This window comes from Pediococcus parvulus (assembly GCF_007990205.1).
GTDB classification, from domain to species: Bacteria; Bacillota; Bacilli; order Lactobacillales; family Lactobacillaceae; genus Pediococcus; species Pediococcus parvulus.
Map to the genome: position 1 here is coordinate 1 of NZ_BJWE01000034.1, position 19,916 is coordinate 19,916.

General features: G+C 38.3%; 18 protein-coding genes. 11 read left to right on the plus strand and 7 right to left on the minus strand.

The features are described from left to right. The first annotated feature begins 116 nt into the window (after positions 1-116). Positions 117-1,061: an aldo/keto reductase gene (locus PPA04_RS07145; RefSeq protein WP_057784700.1), complete on the plus strand. Its 945-nt coding sequence runs from the start codon at positions 117-119 to the stop codon at positions 1,059-1,061. A gap of 187 nt (positions 1,062-1,248) precedes the next feature. Here the strand turns inward: PPA04_RS07145 and PPA04_RS07150 are convergent, their stop codons facing one another. Both PPA04_RS07150 and PPA04_RS07155 read right to left on the minus strand, forming a co-directional pair. Beyond that, on the minus strand, positions 1,249-1,818 hold the full coding sequence (locus tag PPA04_RS07150; RefSeq protein ID WP_057784699.1) for a DUF5067 domain-containing protein: 570 nt from the start codon (positions 1,816-1,818) through the stop codon (positions 1,249-1,251). 9 nt (positions 1,819-1,827) lie between these two features. Beyond that, positions 1,828-2,163: a hypothetical protein gene (locus PPA04_RS07155; protein WP_057784698.1), complete on the minus strand. Its 336-nt coding sequence runs from the start codon at positions 2,161-2,163 to the stop codon at positions 1,828-1,830. A 150-nt stretch (positions 2,164-2,313) separates the two neighbouring features. On the opposite strand from PPA04_RS07155, the gene PPA04_RS07160 reads away from it, so the two are divergent. The 4 genes from PPA04_RS07160 to asp1 all read left to right on the plus strand — a co-directional run bounded on the left by PPA04_RS07160 (position 2,314) and on the right by asp1 (position 8,149). After that, positions 2,314-2,844, plus strand: a complete 531-nt coding sequence (locus tag PPA04_RS07160) for a DUF1836 domain-containing protein (protein ID WP_057784703.1) — start codon at positions 2,314-2,316, stop codon at positions 2,842-2,844. Between the two features lie 660 nt (positions 2,845-3,504). Then, positions 3,505-4,905 carry an aldehyde dehydrogenase family protein gene (locus PPA04_RS07165; RefSeq protein ID WP_057784697.1) on the plus strand — a complete coding sequence of 467 codons (1,401 nt, stop codon included), beginning with the start codon at positions 3,505-3,507 and terminating at the stop codon, positions 4,903-4,905. Positions 4,906-5,053: 148 nt separating this feature from the next. After that, positions 5,054-6,619, plus strand: coding sequence for a glycosyltransferase (locus tag PPA04_RS07170; protein WP_057784696.1), 1,566 nt, complete (start codon positions 5,054-5,056; stop codon positions 6,617-6,619). Next, complete coding sequence (asp1, locus tag PPA04_RS07175; RefSeq protein WP_057784695.1) at positions 6,620-8,149, plus strand: accessory Sec system glycosyltransferase Asp1; 1,530 nt, start codon at positions 6,620-6,622, stop codon at positions 8,147-8,149. A 134-nt stretch (positions 8,150-8,283) separates the two neighbouring features. On the opposite strand, the gene PPA04_RS07180 is transcribed toward asp1, so the two are convergent. Continuing rightward, positions 8,284-9,639, minus strand: a complete 1,356-nt coding sequence (locus PPA04_RS07180) for an FAD-dependent oxidoreductase (protein ID WP_057784694.1) — start codon at positions 9,637-9,639, stop codon at positions 8,284-8,286. Positions 9,640-9,738: 99 nt separating this feature from the next. On the opposite strand from PPA04_RS07180, the gene PPA04_RS07185 reads away from it, so the two are divergent. Then, complete coding sequence (locus PPA04_RS07185; RefSeq protein ID WP_057784693.1) at positions 9,739-10,170, plus strand: MarR family winged helix-turn-helix transcriptional regulator; 432 nt, start codon at positions 9,739-9,741, stop codon at positions 10,168-10,170. Positions 10,171-10,193: 23 nt separating this feature from the next. Here the strand turns inward: PPA04_RS07185 and ybaK are convergent, their stop codons facing one another. Next, entirely contained in the window at positions 10,194-10,697 is a 504-nt protein-coding gene (gene ybaK / locus PPA04_RS07190) for a Cys-tRNA(Pro) deacylase (protein WP_057784702.1), read from the minus strand. Between the two features lie 104 nt (positions 10,698-10,801). Between ybaK and PPA04_RS07195 the strand changes: the two genes are divergently transcribed. The 3 genes from PPA04_RS07195 to PPA04_RS07205 all read left to right on the plus strand — a co-directional run bounded on the left by PPA04_RS07195 (position 10,802) and on the right by PPA04_RS07205 (position 14,931). Further along, positions 10,802-11,524 (plus strand): GntR family transcriptional regulator, encoded by a 723-nt coding sequence (locus PPA04_RS07195; RefSeq protein WP_057784701.1) that lies wholly within the window; start codon positions 10,802-10,804, stop codon positions 11,522-11,524. Positions 11,525-11,835: 311 nt separating this feature from the next. Further along, a complete protein-coding gene (locus PPA04_RS07200; RefSeq protein ID WP_057784692.1) occupies positions 11,836-14,208 on the plus strand; it encodes a phosphoketolase family protein in 2,373 nt (790 codons plus the stop codon). Between the two features lie 264 nt (positions 14,209-14,472). Then, complete coding sequence (locus PPA04_RS07205; protein WP_057784691.1) at positions 14,473-14,931, plus strand: AP2 domain-containing protein; 459 nt, start codon at positions 14,473-14,475, stop codon at positions 14,929-14,931. A gap of 51 nt (positions 14,932-14,982) precedes the next feature. Here the strand turns inward: PPA04_RS07205 and PPA04_RS07210 are convergent, their stop codons facing one another. From PPA04_RS07210 to PPA04_RS07220, 3 genes are all read right to left on the minus strand, one after another. Next, positions 14,983-15,729, minus strand: a complete 747-nt coding sequence (locus PPA04_RS07210) for a nitroreductase family protein (RefSeq protein ID WP_057784690.1) — start codon at positions 15,727-15,729, stop codon at positions 14,983-14,985. Further along, on the minus strand, positions 15,719-16,645 hold the full coding sequence (locus PPA04_RS07215) for an RluA family pseudouridine synthase (RefSeq protein WP_057784689.1): 927 nt from the start codon (positions 16,643-16,645) through the stop codon (positions 15,719-15,721). Before PPA04_RS07215 ends, PPA04_RS07210 begins: the two co-directional genes overlap by 11 nt. 75 nt (positions 16,646-16,720) lie before the next feature. After that, the gene (locus tag PPA04_RS07220) at positions 16,721-17,173 is read right to left on the minus strand and encodes a universal stress protein (RefSeq protein ID WP_057784688.1); all 453 of its coding nucleotides are present in this window, start codon (positions 17,171-17,173) and stop codon (positions 16,721-16,723) included. Positions 17,174-17,885: 712 nt separating this feature from the next. Between PPA04_RS07220 and PPA04_RS07225 the strand changes: the two genes are divergently transcribed. Together PPA04_RS07225 and PPA04_RS07230 are read left to right on the plus strand one after the other, a co-directional pair. Next, positions 17,886-18,209 carry a hypothetical protein gene (locus PPA04_RS07225; RefSeq protein ID WP_057784687.1) on the plus strand — a complete coding sequence of 108 codons (324 nt, stop codon included), beginning with the start codon at positions 17,886-17,888 and terminating at the stop codon, positions 18,207-18,209. 53 nt (positions 18,210-18,262) lie between these two features. Further along, the gene (locus PPA04_RS07230) at positions 18,263-19,909 is read left to right on the plus strand and encodes an ABC transporter ATP-binding protein (protein ID WP_057784686.1); all 1,647 of its coding nucleotides are present in this window, start codon (positions 18,263-18,265) and stop codon (positions 19,907-19,909) included. Positions 19,910-19,916: the final 7 nt, after the last annotated feature.

Genomic DNA, 19,916 nt, shown 5'->3' on the forward strand with positions numbered 1-19,916 from the left:
CTCAAGTTGAAGAAACATATAGATATTGTAACCGATGCCAAATTGATTTAGTTTTAGTTTGAAAGGTGGTAAGCTGGTAGCTGGATAGTATAAATTTAATTTTAGGAGTGATACTTTTGAAACAAATTACAATTGGTGGCAAAAAAGTTTCTAACGTTGCGTTAGGAATTATGCGTATGGATGCGTTGGATACGGATGCTGCAACAAAAGTAATTGAAACAGCTGTTGATAACGGTGTGAACTTTATTGATACTGCTGATATTTATGGTGGTGGCAAATCAGATCTCGTTTTTAGGGATGCTTTAGACAAGTCATCTGTAAGTCGTGATAATTTATGGATTCAATCTAAGGTTGGAATTCGTAATGGTAACGATGATGGTTCTGGTAAGCCTTATGGAAATCGTTATGATTTTTCAAAACAACATATTATTGATGCTGTTAATCATGAATTACAAAGCTTGAATTTAGATTATTTGGATTCAGTTTTACTTCATCGTCCAGATCCATTGATGGAACCGGACAAGATTGCGGAAGCGTTTGATGAATTACAAACGGCGGGGAAGGTTCGTCATTTTGGTGTTTCAAACTTTAACCCAATGCAATTTGAATTGTTACAACGTTCAGTTTCACAGAAATTGATGTTTAACCAACTTCAATTCGGAATTATGCATAGTAATATGATTGATTTCGGAATGCATACAAATATGCAGGATGATCGTGGTGTGGATCATGATGGACAATTTTTAGAGTATTCACGGATTCATGATATTGTGATTCAAGCGTGGTCACCGTATCAATGGGGAAACTTTAACGGACCGTTTATTGATAATCCGAAGTTTCCAGAGTTGAATAAAAAGATGCAGGAATTGGCAGACCAGTATGGGGTGACAAAGAATGCGATTGCAACGGCATGGATTCTCCGTCATCCGGCGAAGTTCCAAGTGTTGGTGGGATCAATGAATCCGCAGCATATTAAGGAATCGTTGGCTGGTAGTGATGTGGAAATGACCGGGCAAGAATGGTATGACATTTATTACGCGGCTGGAAATGATATGCCATAAAAATAGTGGGCGAAGAGTAGCGATAAGTGCCCATAAATAAGAGCGTGCCGTAAGCGGGAGAATTCCCGCAGTAGGCATGCTTTTATTTATGGGCACTTGCTACTCTGAGCCGTCCTAGAGCTCAGCGGAAATAAAAAAATATCCGTCTAAACCAAAAATGATTTAAACGGATATTTTAGAATCTAAACTATTCTGTAGCGTATTGCCGTGTTGCAACTAATTGATGATGTGAATCATAAAATTTAATCTTTACAGGGGCACCGTTTTTTGCGAGTTCCCATGAGCCTTCTGCATTAAGTGTTTTACCTGACTTGACTTCGTTGACTGAAGAATTTTCAAGTGAGTCATCCTTAGTTGTACTGGTTGAAAATGGTAATGAGCCTTGGACAAGCTTTTTGGTCTTACCATTGACTGTTTGGGTGGCTTTGAGGTATTTATACCAATAATCTGAAGGAACTAATTGAGATTTACTAGAATTAGTAAAAGTATATCGTAAAATCAAAACTTTTTTCCCGGCGGTGGCTGAAGCTGTCACATGATTTTCTGTAATTACAAACAAACCTTGTGGCGTCTGGAATTTTTGACCAGTTAAAGATGCTGTTTTTTTGATGACCTTTTTTGAAGAAGATTGGGCTTTTTTTGAACTAGTTACTTTTTCTTTGGTAGAACTTGAATTTGTTTGGTTACCACAGGCAACTAAATTGACGCTCAAAAGGCCTAAAGCAATAATTAAAGTAATTTTTTTAAGATTTTTCAAGATCTTGGATTACTCCTTTGATTGCTTGTTTAGTTCGCTGATGCTCATCGATAGCGTCTTTGGCTTATCTTTGACGACAATGATGGTACCTTGGCCAAGAAACTTCTTTTCGCCACTGTAGGCAATGTCATATTCTTTGGCTACAGCACCGGAATTTTGGAGACCCATGACATAAATTGTATCCTCGGTATAGTCATCGCTAAACACAAATGCAATAACTGGAGAAACTATAAGTTTATCAGTTTTCATTTGTTTCAGAGTTTTCCAGATGCCATCGATTACTGGTTGGGGAATGATTTCTTTAACTTCATCTGCTACACGTCGTTTTTTTGTAAATTCAAACAAAATAAGTGCCTCAATTCATAAGTATTTTTTTAAGAATAGCACATTTTTACCCGATTCGTCACGAAAATAGGATATGAACGGTCAATCTAGTTCTAAAAACTAGATGATCATGATATAATGAAGCTAACATCTATGGACGGGGTGAATGAAATGAGTGAATTAGAATCGTATAATCATTGGTTGAAAACAGTAAGAGAAGTTAGACTTCCACATTGGGATGAGTTGCCAAATTTTGATTTGTATATGGACCAGGTAGTGGCGTTGTTAACGGGATATACAGGACCATTGGGAATGGATCCGGTAACGCCAACGATGATTAATAATTATGTGAAGCAAAAAGCGGTGGTAGCACCGACTAAGAAAAAATATCAGGTGATGCAGGTAGCGGATATTTTGTTGATTACGTTGTTGAAGCAGTCGTTTCCGATAGTGGTGATTAGATCGGGGATTGACCGAATAACGGCGACGGATTATCCAAAGCAGGCATATGATCGGTTTATTGATATTGTGAATCAGAAGATTGCACGAATCGGGATGGAGCATACGACGACGGTTGCGAAGAATTTGGCGGAACAGTTGATGCAGGTGACATCGAATATGATTGTGGATCAGGTGCAAACGGGTGAGTTGATCCGCTTGTTGCAAAAGTCAGTGGAGCATAAGCCGACTAAATTAAAGTGAGCGAGGCAAAACGATAAGAGGGAGAATATAAATGTGCCGTAAGCGGGGGAAATCCCCGCAGTAGGCATGCTTATATTCTCCCTCTTGTTTTGCCGAGCTGTCCTAAAAAAGTGAGTGGCACAAGTCGGGAGCAATTAGAAGATAAGCGAGATGGAGGCGGGATCGCGATCCCACTGGAAGCTTGTTTATCTTCTAGTTGCTGACTTGAGGAACTGTCCTAAAAAAGTGAGTGGCACAAGTCGGGAGCAATTAGAAAATAAGCAAGATGGAGGCGGGATCGCAATCCCGCTGGAAGCTTGTTTATCTTCTAATTGCTGACTTGAAAAACTGTCCTAAAAAAGACAATTAATTCCCACAATTGGACCGTTCCATTTCATAACTAAATACCTCCCATAAAGGTAACAGTTCTACCAATTTTTAGAAAGTTTGTGAAGTAAGCGATTACTTTTTGTGCTTAATTTCACAAACAATATTAATATCAGTCATTTTGAAGAGATGAATTATTCACAAAGTCCAAATCCTTTGATAGCATAGGAAACAATGATTTCTATCAATTTTAGATTATGTAAACAATTGGCATTTACAAAAGAATATTAGAAAGATACAATTATAATTGTGAAGCGAATAACATACTCATTCTGAGAGGAAGAATAATATAATATGATTAAAGATTTGGATAACAAGAAGGAAATTGATGAACCACAAGTAATGGTCAATGAACTTGTTAAGAAAGCTCATATTGCTTTAGATCGTCTCAGTGTCATGGATCAAGAACAAATTGACAAGATTGTGCACGCAATGGCAGAAGCTGGCTACCATGCTCGTCAAAAGCTTGCAAAAATGGCGGTTGATGAAACTGGTCGTGGGGTTTATGAGGATAAAGTTATTAAGAACCAATTCGCAACTAAAGATATTTATAATTCAATTAAAAATGATCGTACGGTTGGTATCATTACGGATGATAAAGAAACTGGTCTTATGAAAATTGCTGAGCCGGTTGGTGTAATTGCGAGTGCCACACCTGTTACAAATCCAAGTTCAACTGTATTTCACAATGCTTTGTTGGCAATTAAAACACGAAACCCAATCGTATTTGCTTTTCACCCATTTGCTCAAAAGACATGTGTTGAAACTGGTAAAGTCATTGCTGAAGCTGCTGTAAAAGCTGGAGCTCCCGAAGACTGTGTTCAGTGGATTACAAAACCAAGTATGGCTGCTACCACTGATTTAATGAACCATGATGGGATCGCCACGGTTGTCGCAACTGGTGGTGCCGGGATGGTTAAGTCAGCTTATTCAACAGGTAAACCGGCTTTAGGTGTTGGTCCTGGTAATGTACCAGTATACGTAGAAAAATCTGCTAACCTCAAACAATCACTGGATGACATTGTTTTGTCTAAGTCGTTTGATAACGGGATGATTTGTGCATCTGAATCCAATATGGTAGTTGACGCTGACATTTATGATGATGTCAAAAAAGGTTTGAAAGAGCGTGGTGCTTATTTTGTAAAGCCTGCTGATATGGAAAACTTTGAGTCAACTGTTATGAATCGTGAAAAAGAATCTGTTAACCCGAAGGTTGCTGGTCAATCAGCTTATGCAATTGCTCAGTGGTCTGGCATTGAGGATTGTCCAGAAGATGCCAAATTCCTTGTCGCCGAAATGCCTAGTCTTGGTGGTGATTACATTCTTTCTCATGAAAAGTTATCACCAGTTTTGACAATGGTTAAAGCAACTAATCAAGATGATGCCATTCATTTAATGAAACGGGGACTAAATCTTGGTGGTTTAGGTCATACTGTTGGCTTGCATACTGAAGACGACGAGCTAATTACCAAGTTTGCCTTGCAGATGGATGCCTGCCGAATTTTAATCAATACGCCAACTTCTCAAGGTGCAATTGGTTACAAATACAATAACATCACACCTTCTTTAACATTGGGCTGTGGATCATGGGGCAAGAACTCCATTTCTCATAACTTGGAAGACTGGGATCTATTGAATATTAAGACAGTTGCAAAACGTTTACCAAAATTACGTCATGAAAGTTTAGATTTCTAAAAAAGTTTGTTTAAAAATAACGTCTGTTTTGCTGAAAAGCTAATTTCGGTATAAAACGGGCGCTATTTTTTTGAACAGCGATAAATGGATAACGCTTTCTGTTATAATCGAATTAGAAACTCATATTAAATTAAAAAGGTGGGATTTTATGTATTACTTTTTAAATACGACAATTCCTTTAAATAAATCTGGTATCGAACATGCTCAAATTAAACGAGTAAATTTGTTTAACGATAGTGGTGTTGCAAACAAAATTGTTACACGAAATTTTGAAGTGGATTTACATCATAATTTAGAAGTTGCCGGAATTTCTGAAGAAAATCATATTAATTTATTTGAATTTTTGCAGGGATCTGGGGATTTTAAGCCGCGCAAATTCACAGCTAAAGACGTTAAATTACCTCATGGTTGTAAGCTACGTGGAGATAAAGGTGCGGCAACATATACGGCCAAGGATTTAAAAGGAAGAATCACTGTTCGGATTGAGCCATGGAGTGATCATGACGCACAGGTTCAAGTGGTCACTTACTTTGATTATGCCGGCAACCTTTTACGACGGGAAAGATATGATCACCGTGGGTTTAAGTCAATTGCTGAAATTCACAACCCGCAAGGTGGGGTAAGCAGTGAACAGATTTTTTCTCCCGAAGGCAAACTTGTATACGAATCTTTCTACTTTAATGATGGGCAAGGGAAAGTTCAAAACTCCTTGCTACGGGTAGTTGATTTTCACGGCCAAGATTATGAATTTACAGGGTTAAAGGGTCTACAACGGTTCTTCTTTGATCAACTCAATAAGGTTGATGATGGCCATAATATCTTTATTTCTGATCGGGCAGTTGAAACTGAGTGGGCGTTGTTACACATGAAGACTAAGGCATATAAAGTCTTATTTCTACATAATGCGCACACTGCAGATCCGAACAACCCAATGGACCCCGTGTTGAACAATAATTTTGAGTTCTCACTGGATAATTTTTACGATTGGAATGCGGTGGTGGATTCCACCCATCGTCAAACTGCAGATGCCAAATTACGTTTTGATGCTAAACGCACACCAATATTTACGATTCCGGTTGGGATTGTGACCAACGAACTGATGAAAAAAGATAAGGTTCGTTTTACGGATCGGACGTTGGGTAAAATTATTGTTGTTGCGCGTCTTTTCCCAGAAAAGCGTTTAGATCATTTGGTCAAGGCGTTTGCAATTGTGCATAAGAAGTTGCCACAAACGACACTTGATTTCTGGGGCTATGGTGACGGAAAAACAGATAAAGCACTGGAACAACAAGTTAAAGAGCTGAAATTGGATGATGCGGTTCAGTTTAAAGGATACACACCTAATATTGGTGAAATCATGGATAAAGCTCAGGTCTCGGTTTTGACCAGTCGGGTTGAAGGCTTTGCTCTTGCCGTTTTGGAGGCTCAATCACATGGATTACCAGTTGTTGCCTATGACATTCCGTATGGGCCTTCTGATATTATTGAGGATGATTTTAGCGGAAAATTAGTTAAAGATGGCGACTACAAGGCGTTTGCGAAGGCATTGATTGCCCTTATGGAGAATCAGGATACGTTACAAAAGTATAGTGATAATGCCTATGTTAGTCGTGAACGTTTCAGTGAAAAGGCGATCTGGAAAGCATGGCAACAATTAATTACTGATGCAGATCGTTTCTTTAGCGAAGATTTAAAAAATGGGGAGGCGAAGTAGATGATTTACTTTTTAAATGAATATTTAATGGGTTTAAATTCCGGCGTTGAATACACTGAAATTAGCCGAATTCACCTTTTCAATAATAATCATGTGGATGCCAAGATTGTGACGCGAGATTATAATCAAGAGTTGCATCGAAACATGGATACACTAGGATTAGCAGACGCTGACGTTGTGAATATGTTTGACTTTTTCCAAAATGCGGAACATATTGAAAAGCCAAAGACACTTAAAACTGTTGATTTGAATCTTCCCAAAGATTACGAAATTGATCAGGGCGCTGATTTTAGTCGTGTGTACGATGGCGACCGAGTCGTCGGGGATATCTACTTTGCCAGTGGTACTTTTGGGCAAGTTTCTCACATCAATTATTATGATGCGTATGGCCATACTGCCAAAACCGAGTTTTATGATTGGCGTGGATTCAAATCGATGGACAAATACTTTGGGCCAACGGGTAATGCTGTTGCTGAATTTATGTTTACACCAGAAGGCAAACGGGTTTACGAGTCCTACTATATGAATGATGCCAATGGAAATCCTGTAAATTCATTATTGAAGTTGATTGATTATAAGGGTGAAGATTATAATTTTGATAATCTCGATGAACTATTTACATTTTTCTTAGATGAATTAAATCGAAGAAGTGGCAGTCATCAAACTTTTATTGCCGATCGCCCAGCGCAAACCAATTTGCCCATGTTAAACATGGTGACACTGGCACACAAATACGTATCATTGCCAATTGTACACGCCGTTAATCCACAAGAACCCGTTCGCAGTGCATTTGATCCATCATATGAACCAGTGTTTGGGGCTCGAATTGGCGAATTAGATGGTATTATTGTGATGACGGAAGCACAAAAAAAGGACTTGGCGCAAAAATTAAATCATACACAAACCCCAATTTATGTTATTCCGGGAACAACCGTTTTAAATGCAACACGTAATGAAGCACATGTGGCCCACAGAAGTCGTGTGGCTGATCGCTTACTGTACGTTGGCCGGTTATCCTCAGAAAAACGAATTGACCGTTTAATTCGGAGTTTAGCGATTGTAAGTAATAAAATTCCGAACGTGACGTTGGACCTTTATGGTTATGGCAGTCCGCAAGATGTGGATGGCTTGAAGAAGTTGGCACAAGATTTAAAAGTAGACAAACAAGTGAATTTTCGCGGGTTTGTTTATGATTTGAGCCCAGTCTATAATCAAGCCGAACTCTTTGTCAGCGCCAGCGGGTCAGATGCCATGCCACTGGCGATGATTGAAGCCATGTCACATGGGCTTCCAGCGGTAGCTATTAACAGTAATTATGGACCAAGTGAGATCATCAAAGATAAAGAAAACGGTCGGTTGATTGAAGAAGACGATGTGGATGAGTTCTTGTTCAGTCGAGCTATCATTGATTTGTTAAGTGATCCAGATGTCTTAGAAAAATACAGTGAAAAAGCATACGAAATTGGCGACCGTTATTCAGAAGAAAACGCAATGAAGAGCTGGCAATCAGTTTTAAAGAATCAAGAATAAGTAAATTTTCTAAAAAAAGATTAGGATCACCTTTTTGAAGATCCCAAGCCAAGATAGGCCTGGTTTCAAGAAGATGATGCTAATCTTTTTTACTGAATAAGACTAAAATTTTATGATAATTTTCGAATTATCAGTTACTTAATTGCACTAAATAAATCGTTAAACGCTTCCGTCATGGTTGGATGGGAGTAGATTTGATCTCGCAATACTTCATAATGAATATGTTGATGCATCGCTAATGAAATGGTGTTGATCAATTCTTGTGAATCTTCACAATATAATGTTGCACCTAAAATTTCGTGAGAGTCAGGCGAAACTAGGACCTTTAAATATCCGGTTGTGTTTCCTAAAACATGAGTCTTGGGAACAGAAGCTGCCGCAATTTTTCCGACTTTATAGGACACATTTTGGGCCTTAGCTTGTTCTTCGTTCAACCCAATTGTCGCAACTGGAGTATCCAAAAAGACAACATGAGGAACTAATTCTTGTTCCGCTAAAGTACGTTTGCCTTCGCCAACTAATTGGTCAAGCACGATGCGATAATCATCTAGTGAAATATAAGTGAACTGCGCACCGCCGCGGACATCACCCATTGCCCAGATGTTTTTGATATTGGTTTGAAGGTGTTCATTTACCACAACGCCACGGTGGTTGGTTTCGACACCAGCTCTGTCTAGTCCCAAGTGATCAATGTTTGCTCGACGGCCAGTTGCAACTAAAATTGTGTCCACTGAGAGCTGGCGTGCTTGACCATTTTGAGTGAAACTGATGCGAGCCCCACCAGCATGATCTTCAATTTGGTCAATTTTGGCATTGAACTCAAACTGAACATCTTTTTTAGCCAAGTTTTGTTTAACTTCTGTGGCCAATTCCCGTTCATCACGGGGCATAAACTTATCACCGGCATCTAAAATTGTGACTTTAGATCCGAAGTTGGCATAAATCGATGCGAATTCTAGTCCAATATAACCGCCACCAATTATGGCGAGATGGGTTGGTAAACGCCGCTGGTCCATTAAACTTTCACTAGTTTTGACGAATTTGCTTTCTTGAAGCCCTGGAATATTCGGTAAAATTGGGGTGCTACCTGTATTGATAAAAATGCGTTCGCCAGAGATTTCATCTGTTTTGCCATTTTTGTAAGTGACTTTAAGTTGGGTAGCACTTTCAAATTCTGCACGCCCATTTAAAACAGTCACGGTTGATTTGTCAGAAATCTTATGAAGATTACTTTCACGCAAAGTGCCGGTAACGTCATTTTTGTTAATAATGGCATTCAAATAGTTTTTTTGCGCATTTCCTAATTGGTTGTTCTGGGAACTTGTCAATAACGTTTTAGTGGGAATACAAGCAACGTTAATGCAGGTTCCACCATACATTTTATCTGAAACTTCAATCATAATAACGGATTCGCCGTGGGCTGCTAGAGCTCCGGCAAGTGTTTTGGCTGCTTTACCAAACCCAATAAAAACGTTTTTTGCTGTAATCATTTTAAATCCTCCTATTGATGTGTATATGCATATCACTGTACATACATAGTAAATGTCTGTTATACTTTTTGTCAACGGATCTGTTTGAGGAGGAATAAAATGACATCAGTTTTAAAAAATTGTACGTACTTTGTCTCAAATCGGTTAGCAAGAGATACCGAAAAAATTGCCAAAAAAATTTATGAACTAACGGGGATGAATCCCACATATAGCTACGTATTAATGGCGATCGATGAGCAGAAAACAGTGTTATTACACGAGCTGGCCGATCAGATGGGTTACTCGCCATCCACAATGTCGCGATTTGTAGACACTTTAGTGAAAAAAGGCGTTATCAAAAAGCAATATGATTGGCGAAAAGTCACATTATCATTGACGGAATCTGGTAAAGCGATGGTTAAAATTTCCCATGCCTGTTTGGCAAAGATGGACGAAGCTACTTGTCAGTTGTTTGGGAGCGCGGAACAACGAAACGTCGTTGTAAATTCTTTGAATGACTGGACGAAGACAATTGAAAAACAGATCAAATGAGCGAGTCATTTGGTCTGTTTTTGTTATTCCGTTAAATCAGAAAAAGTTGCGTGGACTAATTTTTTAAGATCGTTTGCGTCAATTTTGATCGAGCGACCAATTTTTCCTGAAGAAACAATAATTTCACCCTGTTTTTGGGCAATATCAGAAATATAGATTGGGAAATGTTTGGTTTCGTAAATACCGATTGGGGTATTTGCACCGTGTTCGTATCCGGTTGTTTTGACCAATTCTTTAAGTGGAATCATGCCAACTTTTTTATTACCAGATGCTTTTGCAAGTTTTTTATAACTAAGATGTTCATCGATTGGTAGAACGCCAACCAACGGACCACTCTTATTACCGGTTAAAGCAAGGGTTTTATAAATGCGATGTTCGTCTTCTTTAAGATGGTCAACCTGAAGCTGTTCAACGTCGCCTTCTTGCTTGGTGGGAAAAATGATTTGTTCATACTTCATATTAGCTTTGTCTAGAATTTTTTCAACGAGTGTTTTATCAATTTTATTTTTCTTATTTTTTTTAGAAATGATGTTCACCTTCCTAGATTTCATTTTAGCATAAGTCAGTAAGAGACGTGGATATGCTATAATCTAAAGTATAAATAAACGATAAGTTAAAGAGGTGGCGCGTGTTGGCTGATTTGGTGTACAAAACAATTTTAAAAGATTTGGAAAAACGAATCTTCGATAACGAGTTCCCGGCAAAGAAATTGCCAGATGAGCGAACCCTTACCAGTCAGTATGGCGTGAGTCGAAGCTCCATCAAACGGGCTTTGAACGTTCTTGCAAATGAAGGGATCGTGTTTAAAAAACGTGGTTCTGGTACATTTGTGAATCCACTTTATCTGAAAAATCGGTCCTTGTTTAACTATGAGGGTTCCAATTTGGGTGTGACTGACAGTATGCGTGCAAATGGCAAGAGGCCAGGCATAAAAGTATTGGACTTTTCCGTCATTCCAGCTACTAAAGAAATGCAAACGGATCTCTTTTTAGCTTCAGAGGATTTTGTGTACCGAATTCGCCGTTTACGGCTTTTGGACGACCAACCAGTGATGATTGAAACAGGATATATTCCGATTAAGATTGTACCGGAGTTATCACGAACAATTGTCTCGGGTTCCATTTTTAATTATTTAGAGGATAAAAAGAATCAGACAGTCACAAAATCATTTTTGTCGATTGAGGCGCAACCGTCTACAAAAGAGGACCAAGAACTTCTGAATTTAAGTTCTAATGAGCCAGTGGGAGTGATGTCAGGCATCTTTTTCTTAGATGATGGAACACCGTTTGAACTATCAAATATGCGTTTGCACTACAAATATATGAAATATAATGCGTTAGTGGAACTGAAATAAACAAGTTATGTAAAAATTGAAGAATTGACACTTGCTGATTAATCACAATAGATGTGATTAATCTTTTTTTCGGTTAAAATAGAATTCAAATGAGGCGGTAGTTTATATAGATTCGGAAAGGTTTAAAAATGTACCCACAGCGTGTCAGCCTGTTTTCTAATCTAAAAATGATGCTTACAAATACAAAGCATAATTTTTAAAATTGGACCGTATCAATTTTCAAATTAGTTGACCATCACGATAAATCGGGTTATTATAGTGATGTATTCGATAACAAAACTTAAAAGTTAACGTTTGAAAGGAGCACTACAATGGCTGTTGATTATTCATCAAAATCATATTTTGAAAATCTAGATAAATTTTGGCGTGCAGCAAATTATCTGTCAGTGGGGCAACTTTATTTGAAAGACAATCCTTTACTTAAACGTCCGTTAAAAAAGGATGATGTAAAAGTTCATCCAATTGGACATTGGGGCACAATTTCTGGACAAAATTATCTCTATGCCCATTTAAACCGAGTCATTAATAAATATAACTTAAACATGTTTTACGTTGAGGGACCAGGTCATGGTGGCCAAGTAATGGTTTCTAACTCTTATTTAGATGGTAGTTACACTGAGGTTTATCCTGAAATTACAGAGGATGAAACCGGTATGAAGAAACTGTTTAAACAGTTTTCATGGCCAGGTGGTGTGGCTTCTCATGCCGCTCCTGTTACTCCTGGTTCTATTCATGAAGGTGGCGAGCTTGGCTATTCGCTTTCTCATGGAACAGGAGCAATTTTAGATAATCCTGACCAAATTGCGGCGGTTGTTGTTGGTGATGGTGAGGCTGAAACTGGCCCATTAGCAACTTCATGGCAATCAAACAAATTTATTAATCCCATTAATGATGGGGCTGTTTTACCGATTCTGGATATTAATGGCTATAAATTAAGTAACCCAACGTTGTTTAGCCGGATGTCTGATGAAAAAATTAAGCAGTACTTTGAAGGCCTAAACTGGAATCCTATTTTCGTTGAGGTTAAAGATCAAGGAATCGAAAAATTGAATTTAGAAATGGCCAAGGCAATGGACTCAGCTGTAGAACAAATTTTGGCTATTCAAAAACATGCGCGTGAAAATAACGATCCAACGCTGCCAAATTGGCCAGTAATTATTTTCCGTTCACCAAAGGGCTGGACTGGTCCTAAGACTTGGGATGGCGCGGTTATTGAAGGTACGTTCCGTGCTCACCAGATTCCAATTCCTGTTGATCAAGCCGACATGCAACATTCCGATGCACTGGTAGATTGGTTGAAATCTTATAAACCTGAAGAACTATTTGATGAGAACGGCAAACTCAAACCAGAAATCGCCGCTATTGCACCAAAGGGTGATAAACGAATGGCTGCCAATCCAATTACGAATGGTGGCGTTAAGCCACATGATTTACGTTTGCCAGATTATCGTAAGTATGCGGTTGACACGACTAAACGGGGTCAAAATGTCAAACAAGATATGATTGTTTGGTCAGATTATCTTCGTGATGTTATTAAGTTAAATCCTGAAAACTTTCGGATGTTTGGTCCAGATGAAACGATGTCAAACCGCCTTTATGGCTTGTTTGAAACCACAAATCGTCAGTGGATCGATCCAATTAAGAAGGATTGGGATGAAGATCTTGCTCCTGCTGGTCGAATTTTGGATGCCCAACTCTCTGAACATCAAGCTGAAGGTTGGCTCGAAGGCTACACGTTGACTGGACGGCACGGAATCTTTACAAGTTATGAGGCATTCTTAAGAGTTGTGGATTCCATGTTAACACAGCATTTCAAGTGGTTACGTAAGGCTAGTGAGTTGAAATGGCGAAAAGATTATCCATCTTTGAATGTTGTTTCAACTTCCACGAGTTTCCAACAGGATCATAATGGTTATACCCATCAAGATCCAGGAATTTTGACCCACATGGCTGAAAAGAAACCTGCATTCATTCGTGAATACCTACCAGCTGATGCCAATTCGTTATTGGCAGTTAGCCCATTAATTATGAATGATCGAGAAAAGGTCAATGTTTTGGTCACATCTAAACAACCACGACCACAGTTTTATTCCATTGAGGAAGCAGAAGTGCTTGCTAAAAATGGTTTAGGAATTATTGATTGGGCAAGTACTGATCAAGGCACAAAGCCAGATATTATCTTTGCGGCTGCGGGTACAGAGCCTAACATGGAAAGCTTGGCAGCAATTAACATTTTGCATGACAATTTCCCAGACTTGAAGATTCGATTTATTAATGTGATCGACTTACTCAAGTTACAAAGTCCGAAAGTCAATTCACGTGGATTGTCTGATGAAGAATTTGATCACTACTTTACCAAAGATACTCCTGTAATCTTTGCTTTCCATGGTTACGAAGATTTGATCAAGTCCATTTTCTTTGATCGCCATAATCACAACATTCATGTGCACGGTTATCGTGAAGATGGTGACATTACAACCCCATTCGACATGCGGGTGGTTAACCAACTAGATCGCTTTGATTTAGCTAAGGAAGCCATTACAGATGTCCCTGAATATGCAGAAAAGGGAGCCGACTTTATTCAGAAAATGGATAACAAGTTGGTCGAACATTATAATTATATTCGTGATAATGGTGATGATCTTCCTGAAGTTAAGGATTGGACTTGGAGACCCTTAGACTAAAAGTTAGATATTGTTTTGACAAAAACTTGAATTATGCGCAACAAAAGTCTTGGTGATAAATTAACCAAGGCTTTTTTGCGATAAAAATAATAAAGATTTGAATAATATGCACCAACTATAAGTATTAGTTGAATATTTTATAAGAATTTATTATAATATGGGCGTAAATATTGAACGCCGAAATGATAGCATGGCGTATTGTTAATAGAAAAAATTAAATAATCAAGATTAAAACGATGGTTGGACGGTGATCAGGTGGTACCGATGGTAGGGAAGAAATTTGGACGATTATTGGTTGTACAGCGGGCAGGAAGTAATCCGGCCAATGGCAATGTAAGGTGGTTGTGTCAGTGTGAATGTGGTAATAAAGTGGTTGTGGATGGATATTCATTGCGCTGTGGGCAAACTAAAAGTTGTGGCTGTTTGAAGCGTGAAATTTCTAAACAAAGTAGTAAGTGTAATCCGGCGTTTCAAAAGAATGTGGGTAAAGCCACTAATTTAGTAAATAAAGATGGCATTAGTTTTACATCTAGTAAGTTTACGAAACGAAATAAGAGTGGCGTGATTGGTGTGTCTTATGACAAACAGTCTGATTCGTGGTACGCCCATTTAATGATTGATTATAAATATGTGTTATCAAAAACGTTTAAACACTTTGAAGATGCTGTAGCAGCACGTAGAGAAGCTGAAAAAAAGTATTATGGCAAAAAGTTGGATAACTAGAAAAAGCGGACGAAGAGTTAGTTGTAAACTCTGTCCGCTTTTTCTTGCTGATTAATTTTCAAAAAAACCTTGGTTTTTCAAAATAGATAGAATTTCGGAACGTTTCTTAGGACTTACTTGCATGTCATGAATGATATGATGTCTGAAGGTCTCATTACGAGTGTTTGAATCGCGATGTGTATAATAAGACTGAATAGTTTGATCATAGGCATCTAATGTTTGTTTATCTGGTTCTTGATAATGGTTTTCAAAATGGACACTTTCAAGTGGCAAGCGGGGTTTCAAATTTGGCTTCTCATCAGGGTAGCCAACAGCGATTCCAAAGACGGGAAAAGTTAGTTTGGGTAAGTGAAGAAGATCAATTACTTGTTGGGCGTCATTTAATATGCTGCCAAGGATTACGGCTCCAAGTCCCATACTTTCGGCAGCAGTTACAATGCTTTGGCCAGCCAACGCAGCGTCGTCAAAAGCGGCCAAACTGCGATCACCATCATGGAGTAATTTGGTATTTTCATGTGCCTCTTCTCCAATAAATTCATTGCGATGTTGATCGGCAATCATAATGAATAAATGGCCGTTACTTTGTGTAAATGGATAGGTAGTAATTTCGGCAAATTGCTGTTTTAATTGAGGATCGGTGACGCTAATCACGCTGAATTGTTGCATGAACATACTTGAAGATGTTCGTTGAGCAGCAGTTAACAAGGTTTGAATGGTGTCACGATCTAAAGACTGGTTTTTAAAACGGCGAATTGACCGATGGTGGGTTAATAAATGTAAGGTTTCGTTAGTTGTCAAAATTATCAAACTTCTTTCTAGTAGGATTGTTTTTTAGTTGAAAATGTTCTGGAATCGGTGCAGTAATTGTTTTTACTTCGCTAGAAAACGGCAACGGAAAGCTGATTTTCCACGAATGTAAGGCTAAACGCTGCCCGGAGTGATATTCGGGATTATACAAAGGATCGCCAACGACGGGATGGCCCAAACTGGCAAAATGCACCCGAATTTGATGTGTGCGACCCGTATGTAATTGAATTTCCACGAGCGAATGATGAGCTGACATTTGGATTACGTGATAACTGGTTTTAGCCATCGCGGCATTGGTGCCATTTACCACGCGCTGACGTTTGTCAAAAAGGGTTTCGCCAATTGGCAGGGAGATTTCACCGTTGGGGACTGAAAACTGGCCCTGAACAACCGCAAGGTAGGTTCGATGGACCTGTTTGGTTTTGATTAATCGATTGTAAATAGGAATTAAAACGGGATTCTTGACTACTAGAATAGCACCACTGGTTTGTTGATCCAAACGATGCACATTGTAAGGATGAAAAGGAGTGCCCTTTAAATGAGCAGCTAAATGGTTCATCAGACTGCCAATTTCATTTGGTTGGTTTGAATGCGTTTTAACCCCATTGGCTTTGTTGGCAATGATAAGATCCTCTGTTTCAAACAAAATATCTAAATTTGCGGCACTGTCTGGTAAAAAGCTTGGAATTGGGGTCGAAAAGTTTGCCGAATCAAAACTGAGATTGACTTGATCGCCAGCCTTGACGGCAGTGTTGATTGATTGATAGTGACCATTTATAAGGATCGAACGATTGATACGCAAAAAATGCACTTCTTTTCGTGAAAGTGCCCAATTGTGTTGCAATAAGTTTCGGATAGATGTGGTTTTAAAACTAGGTGGAAGAACGCGTTGATATTGCCAATTCATGATGTCTCACTCCATAACAAAAAGGCCCAAACAAATGAATTGTTTGGCTGGCCTTTTGAATTTAAGGATTAGTGTTTATTTTGACTCCGGTTTGACAACTAACACATCGCAAATGGCGTTACGACTGACGTAGGTTGCTACAGAGCCGACCATTAACCTTTCTAATGCGTTTAAACCAGTTGAACCGATCATGATAAGTTCGTTGTGGTGATCTTTGGGAAACTCAGTTGCAATAACGGGTTTAGGATTACCAAAACGAACGTGGACACTGACGTCTGAGAGGCCGGCATCTTCGGCTTGTTTCTTTAGTTCGGCTAAGCGTTTTTGAACGTCTTCAGAGAGTTTGTAGATGACGTCACCGCTGACGGCACCGCCATAGGTATCACTGAATTGATTGACTTCAAGTACGTTTAGGATGTCAAGATGGGTGTCATCGCGTTTGGCGACCTCAATGGCCTTTTTCAAGACGGTGTCTGTAACTTTTGATCCATCAATTGGAGCTAAAATGTTTTTATATTGTTGTAACATGTTACTCACCTTCCATTCTCATGGGTTCTTATGAATATCATATCATTATTTCGGAAAAATGTAAGTGTTTTAGTTCAAAAGTGGGCGAAGAGTAGCGATAGAAAGCAGAGAATAACCGTGACGTTAGTGGGATCGTAATCCTACGGTAGTCATGGTTATTCTCTGCTTTCTGCTACTCTGAGCCGTCCTAAAGCTCAGCGGAAACAAACAAGGCGAAGTGACGGAGACGGGATCGCAATCCCGCGGAATCGTGCTTAGCATTCACTTTCTGGCTTGCTGAGCCGTCCAAAAAGATGAGCAGAACCCTATATTTATTTAAATCGGGAATTTCTGTACACGGAAGCCACTTCTTTTTTTATAGTTTGGTCGCTAATACATAATGGGAACAGATTCCTTATTTATGATTACAGACTAGTTTTTTTCCCAGTCTCTTGCTTCAATACGTAGCTTTCAACCTTTAATTTTTGTGTTTAAAATGATAATAGAATTAATATTCTAATCATTTACAAATAATATTCATGGTGGTATTCTTCTTTTAAGCGTTAACCTAAAATAAATAGTACACGGTATTTATTCTCTAACAGCCGAGCTTTTTGACAAAATATTAGAATTTATAGTTCTAGGAGATATTAAAGAGTTGAGGAACAAAGTTTGGATTGAGAAAACAGGATCATATTTGAAATTTTGATATGGAGCGGAAGAAGGCGATTTTATGAATATACGCGAAATTTTTAAGTTGGTTCCCCAAAACAGGTACCTGTGGTTAGTTCTAAGCAAATTATACATGAGCGGCTTTAATTTATTTGTGTCAATAATGATTCAAGTTGGAATTACTATAGCTTTTGGGAAAAATATTTTTCAGTTATGGTATGTTTGGGCAGCACTAATTGCAGGATCGGTTGGTTATGGAATTATTTATTTTAATTATTCTATGTTATTGGAAAAAACCAAAAAGCACGTTAGCGAGACGGTGAGTTTAAAACTTATAAATAATGTAATAAGTTCTAGTCAGAGGCAAGAAGTGAAGGTAGTATGAAATCGTGTCCATGATTTCATACTACCTTCAGTTATCAGAATAGGAGGGCTAACATGACAGTAAAAGAAAAGAAATATTTAATTTCACTTTTTAAGAACAAATCTTTTGTTCCTTTATGGTTTGTTGGCATAATGGGAGCTATTTCTGAGTTTCTTTTAGCTTATAAACTAAATATCCTGATGAATTATTTAAGTGAAAAACAAGTTGACCAATTTTGGAAGAGTGCAATTTACTTAATTGGCCTTAGCTTAGTAATTGGAATATGCAAACTTTTCACTGTGAGTCAGCAGGGGAGGCTCAAACAGAAAATTGAATTTGATTTGTCTAACGACCTAATAAAAAATGTGTTTGTCAAGAAAACTATAAGTGTTGAAAAAATGGGAAAAGGTGGATGGATTACGATTCTCAATTCTGATGTTCCCTTACTATCGGGAGTAGTACCAGAAACGTTTACAAACCTTTTGATTGGTTTGAGTTCATTTTTGTCTGCTATAGTTTTTGGATTCTTATCATCGTGGATGTTAACTTGTTTTATACTCATTCTGAGTTTATTTTCCATGGCGATACCAAGATTAACCGGGAAATTAATAACGGTGACACAAGAGAATACGCAACATAGCAGAGAAGATATGCAAGAGATAATGTTACAAGTCTTCGGCGGGAGGAGCCTTCTGCGCTCATTTTTTGCTGAAAGGTTCGGTCTAAATCTTTTCAAAGAAAAGTATCAGAGATATACAAGGGATCAATTAATAAATGCAAAAAGTCAATGGCGAATGAATAGTATAAGTCTTGCTGCAGGATTTATTTTCGATGTTACGCCGTTAGTTTTTAGCATTTACTTAATTAGTGTTCATGCACTGACACTGGGACAATTTATGGGTTTTAATGTACTGAATGCGAATTTTACTTGGGCATTTTATCAGTTGCCTGGATTGTATGCTAACTGGGCTCGTCAAAAAGCTTCATTGAAACGAGTAGTGAAGTTTTTAGCTAGTGATCAGATTAAGCCAATCGATAATAATAATTTGCATAGTGTAAATTCATTTGGATTACAACGGGTATCTTTTCGTTATCCTAAAAATGAAGATTGGGTTTTAAAAGATGCAAGTATTTTCATTAATTTAAAAAATAGACAAAAAATTTTACTTGTAGGTGAGAGTGGTGCTGGTAAGACAACAGTTATAAAACTCCTGATGGGACTATATGAACCGAATTCAGGAAAAATTAGCGGGATTGGGATTGATGAAAATATTGAACAGAAGGTTAATCCTATCAGTTTAGTCTCTTACGTGCCACAAGAAACGGAAATTTTTTCCGACACTGTTAGAAATAACTTGTTATTGGGAAGAAAAGTACCTGAAGCAGAATTAAGCACAGTTATACAAAAGGTTGGTTTGAGATCTCTGATTGACGGTCTTCCGAATAAACTTGAGACACAAATTTTTGGAGGAGATAATATGAACTTATCTGCGGGGCAACTTCAAAAAATTGGGCTTGCACGTGCGTTGTTAGCGAAACGTCCACTGATAGTTTTAGATGAGCCCACAGCTAATTTGGATCAAACGAGCGAAAAAGATTTTTTAAGAGTTCTTAGTCAGTTACCTATGGGTATATTTATGATCTCCCATCGCGATTCGGTGGAGACTGACTGGTTAACAAAAAAAGTGTTAAAAAACAAAAAAATAGTCGATGCAATTTGAAAACGTT

What these genes read in the sequence shown, in the direction of transcription:
- PPA04_RS07160 (WP_057784703.1), top strand. Translation starts at nt 2,314, where the DNA reads ATGAGTGAATTAGAATCGTATAATCATTGGTTGAAAACAGTAAGAGAA.
- PPA04_RS07165 (WP_057784697.1), top strand. Translation starts at nt 3,505, where the DNA reads ATGATTAAAGATTTGGATAACAAGAAGGAAATTGATGAACCACAAGTA.
- PPA04_RS07170 (WP_057784696.1), top strand. Translation starts at nt 5,054, where the DNA reads ATGTATTACTTTTTAAATACGACAATTCCTTTAAATAAATCTGGTATC.
- asp1 (WP_057784695.1), top strand. Translation starts at nt 6,620, where the DNA reads ATGATTTACTTTTTAAATGAATATTTAATGGGTTTAAATTCCGGCGTT.
- PPA04_RS07180 (WP_057784694.1), bottom strand. Translation starts at nt 9,639, where the DNA reads ATGATTACAGCAAAAAACGTTTTTATTGGGTTTGGTAAAGCAGCCAAA.
- PPA04_RS07185 (WP_057784693.1), top strand. Translation starts at nt 9,739, where the DNA reads ATGACATCAGTTTTAAAAAATTGTACGTACTTTGTCTCAAATCGGTTA.
- PPA04_RS07200 (WP_057784692.1), top strand. Translation starts at nt 11,836, where the DNA reads ATGGCTGTTGATTATTCATCAAAATCATATTTTGAAAATCTAGATAAA.
- PPA04_RS07205 (WP_057784691.1), top strand. Translation starts at nt 14,473, where the DNA reads ATGGTAGGGAAGAAATTTGGACGATTATTGGTTGTACAGCGGGCAGGA.
- PPA04_RS07215 (WP_057784689.1), bottom strand. Translation starts at nt 16,645, where the DNA reads ATGAATTGGCAATATCAACGCGTTCTTCCACCTAGTTTTAAAACCACA.
- PPA04_RS07220 (WP_057784688.1), bottom strand. Translation starts at nt 17,173, where the DNA reads ATGTTACAACAATATAAAAACATTTTAGCTCCAATTGATGGATCAAAA.
- PPA04_RS07225 (WP_057784687.1), top strand. Translation starts at nt 17,886, where the DNA reads ATGAATATACGCGAAATTTTTAAGTTGGTTCCCCAAAACAGGTACCTG.
- PPA04_RS07230 (WP_057784686.1), top strand. Translation starts at nt 18,263, where the DNA reads ATGACAGTAAAAGAAAAGAAATATTTAATTTCACTTTTTAAGAACAAA.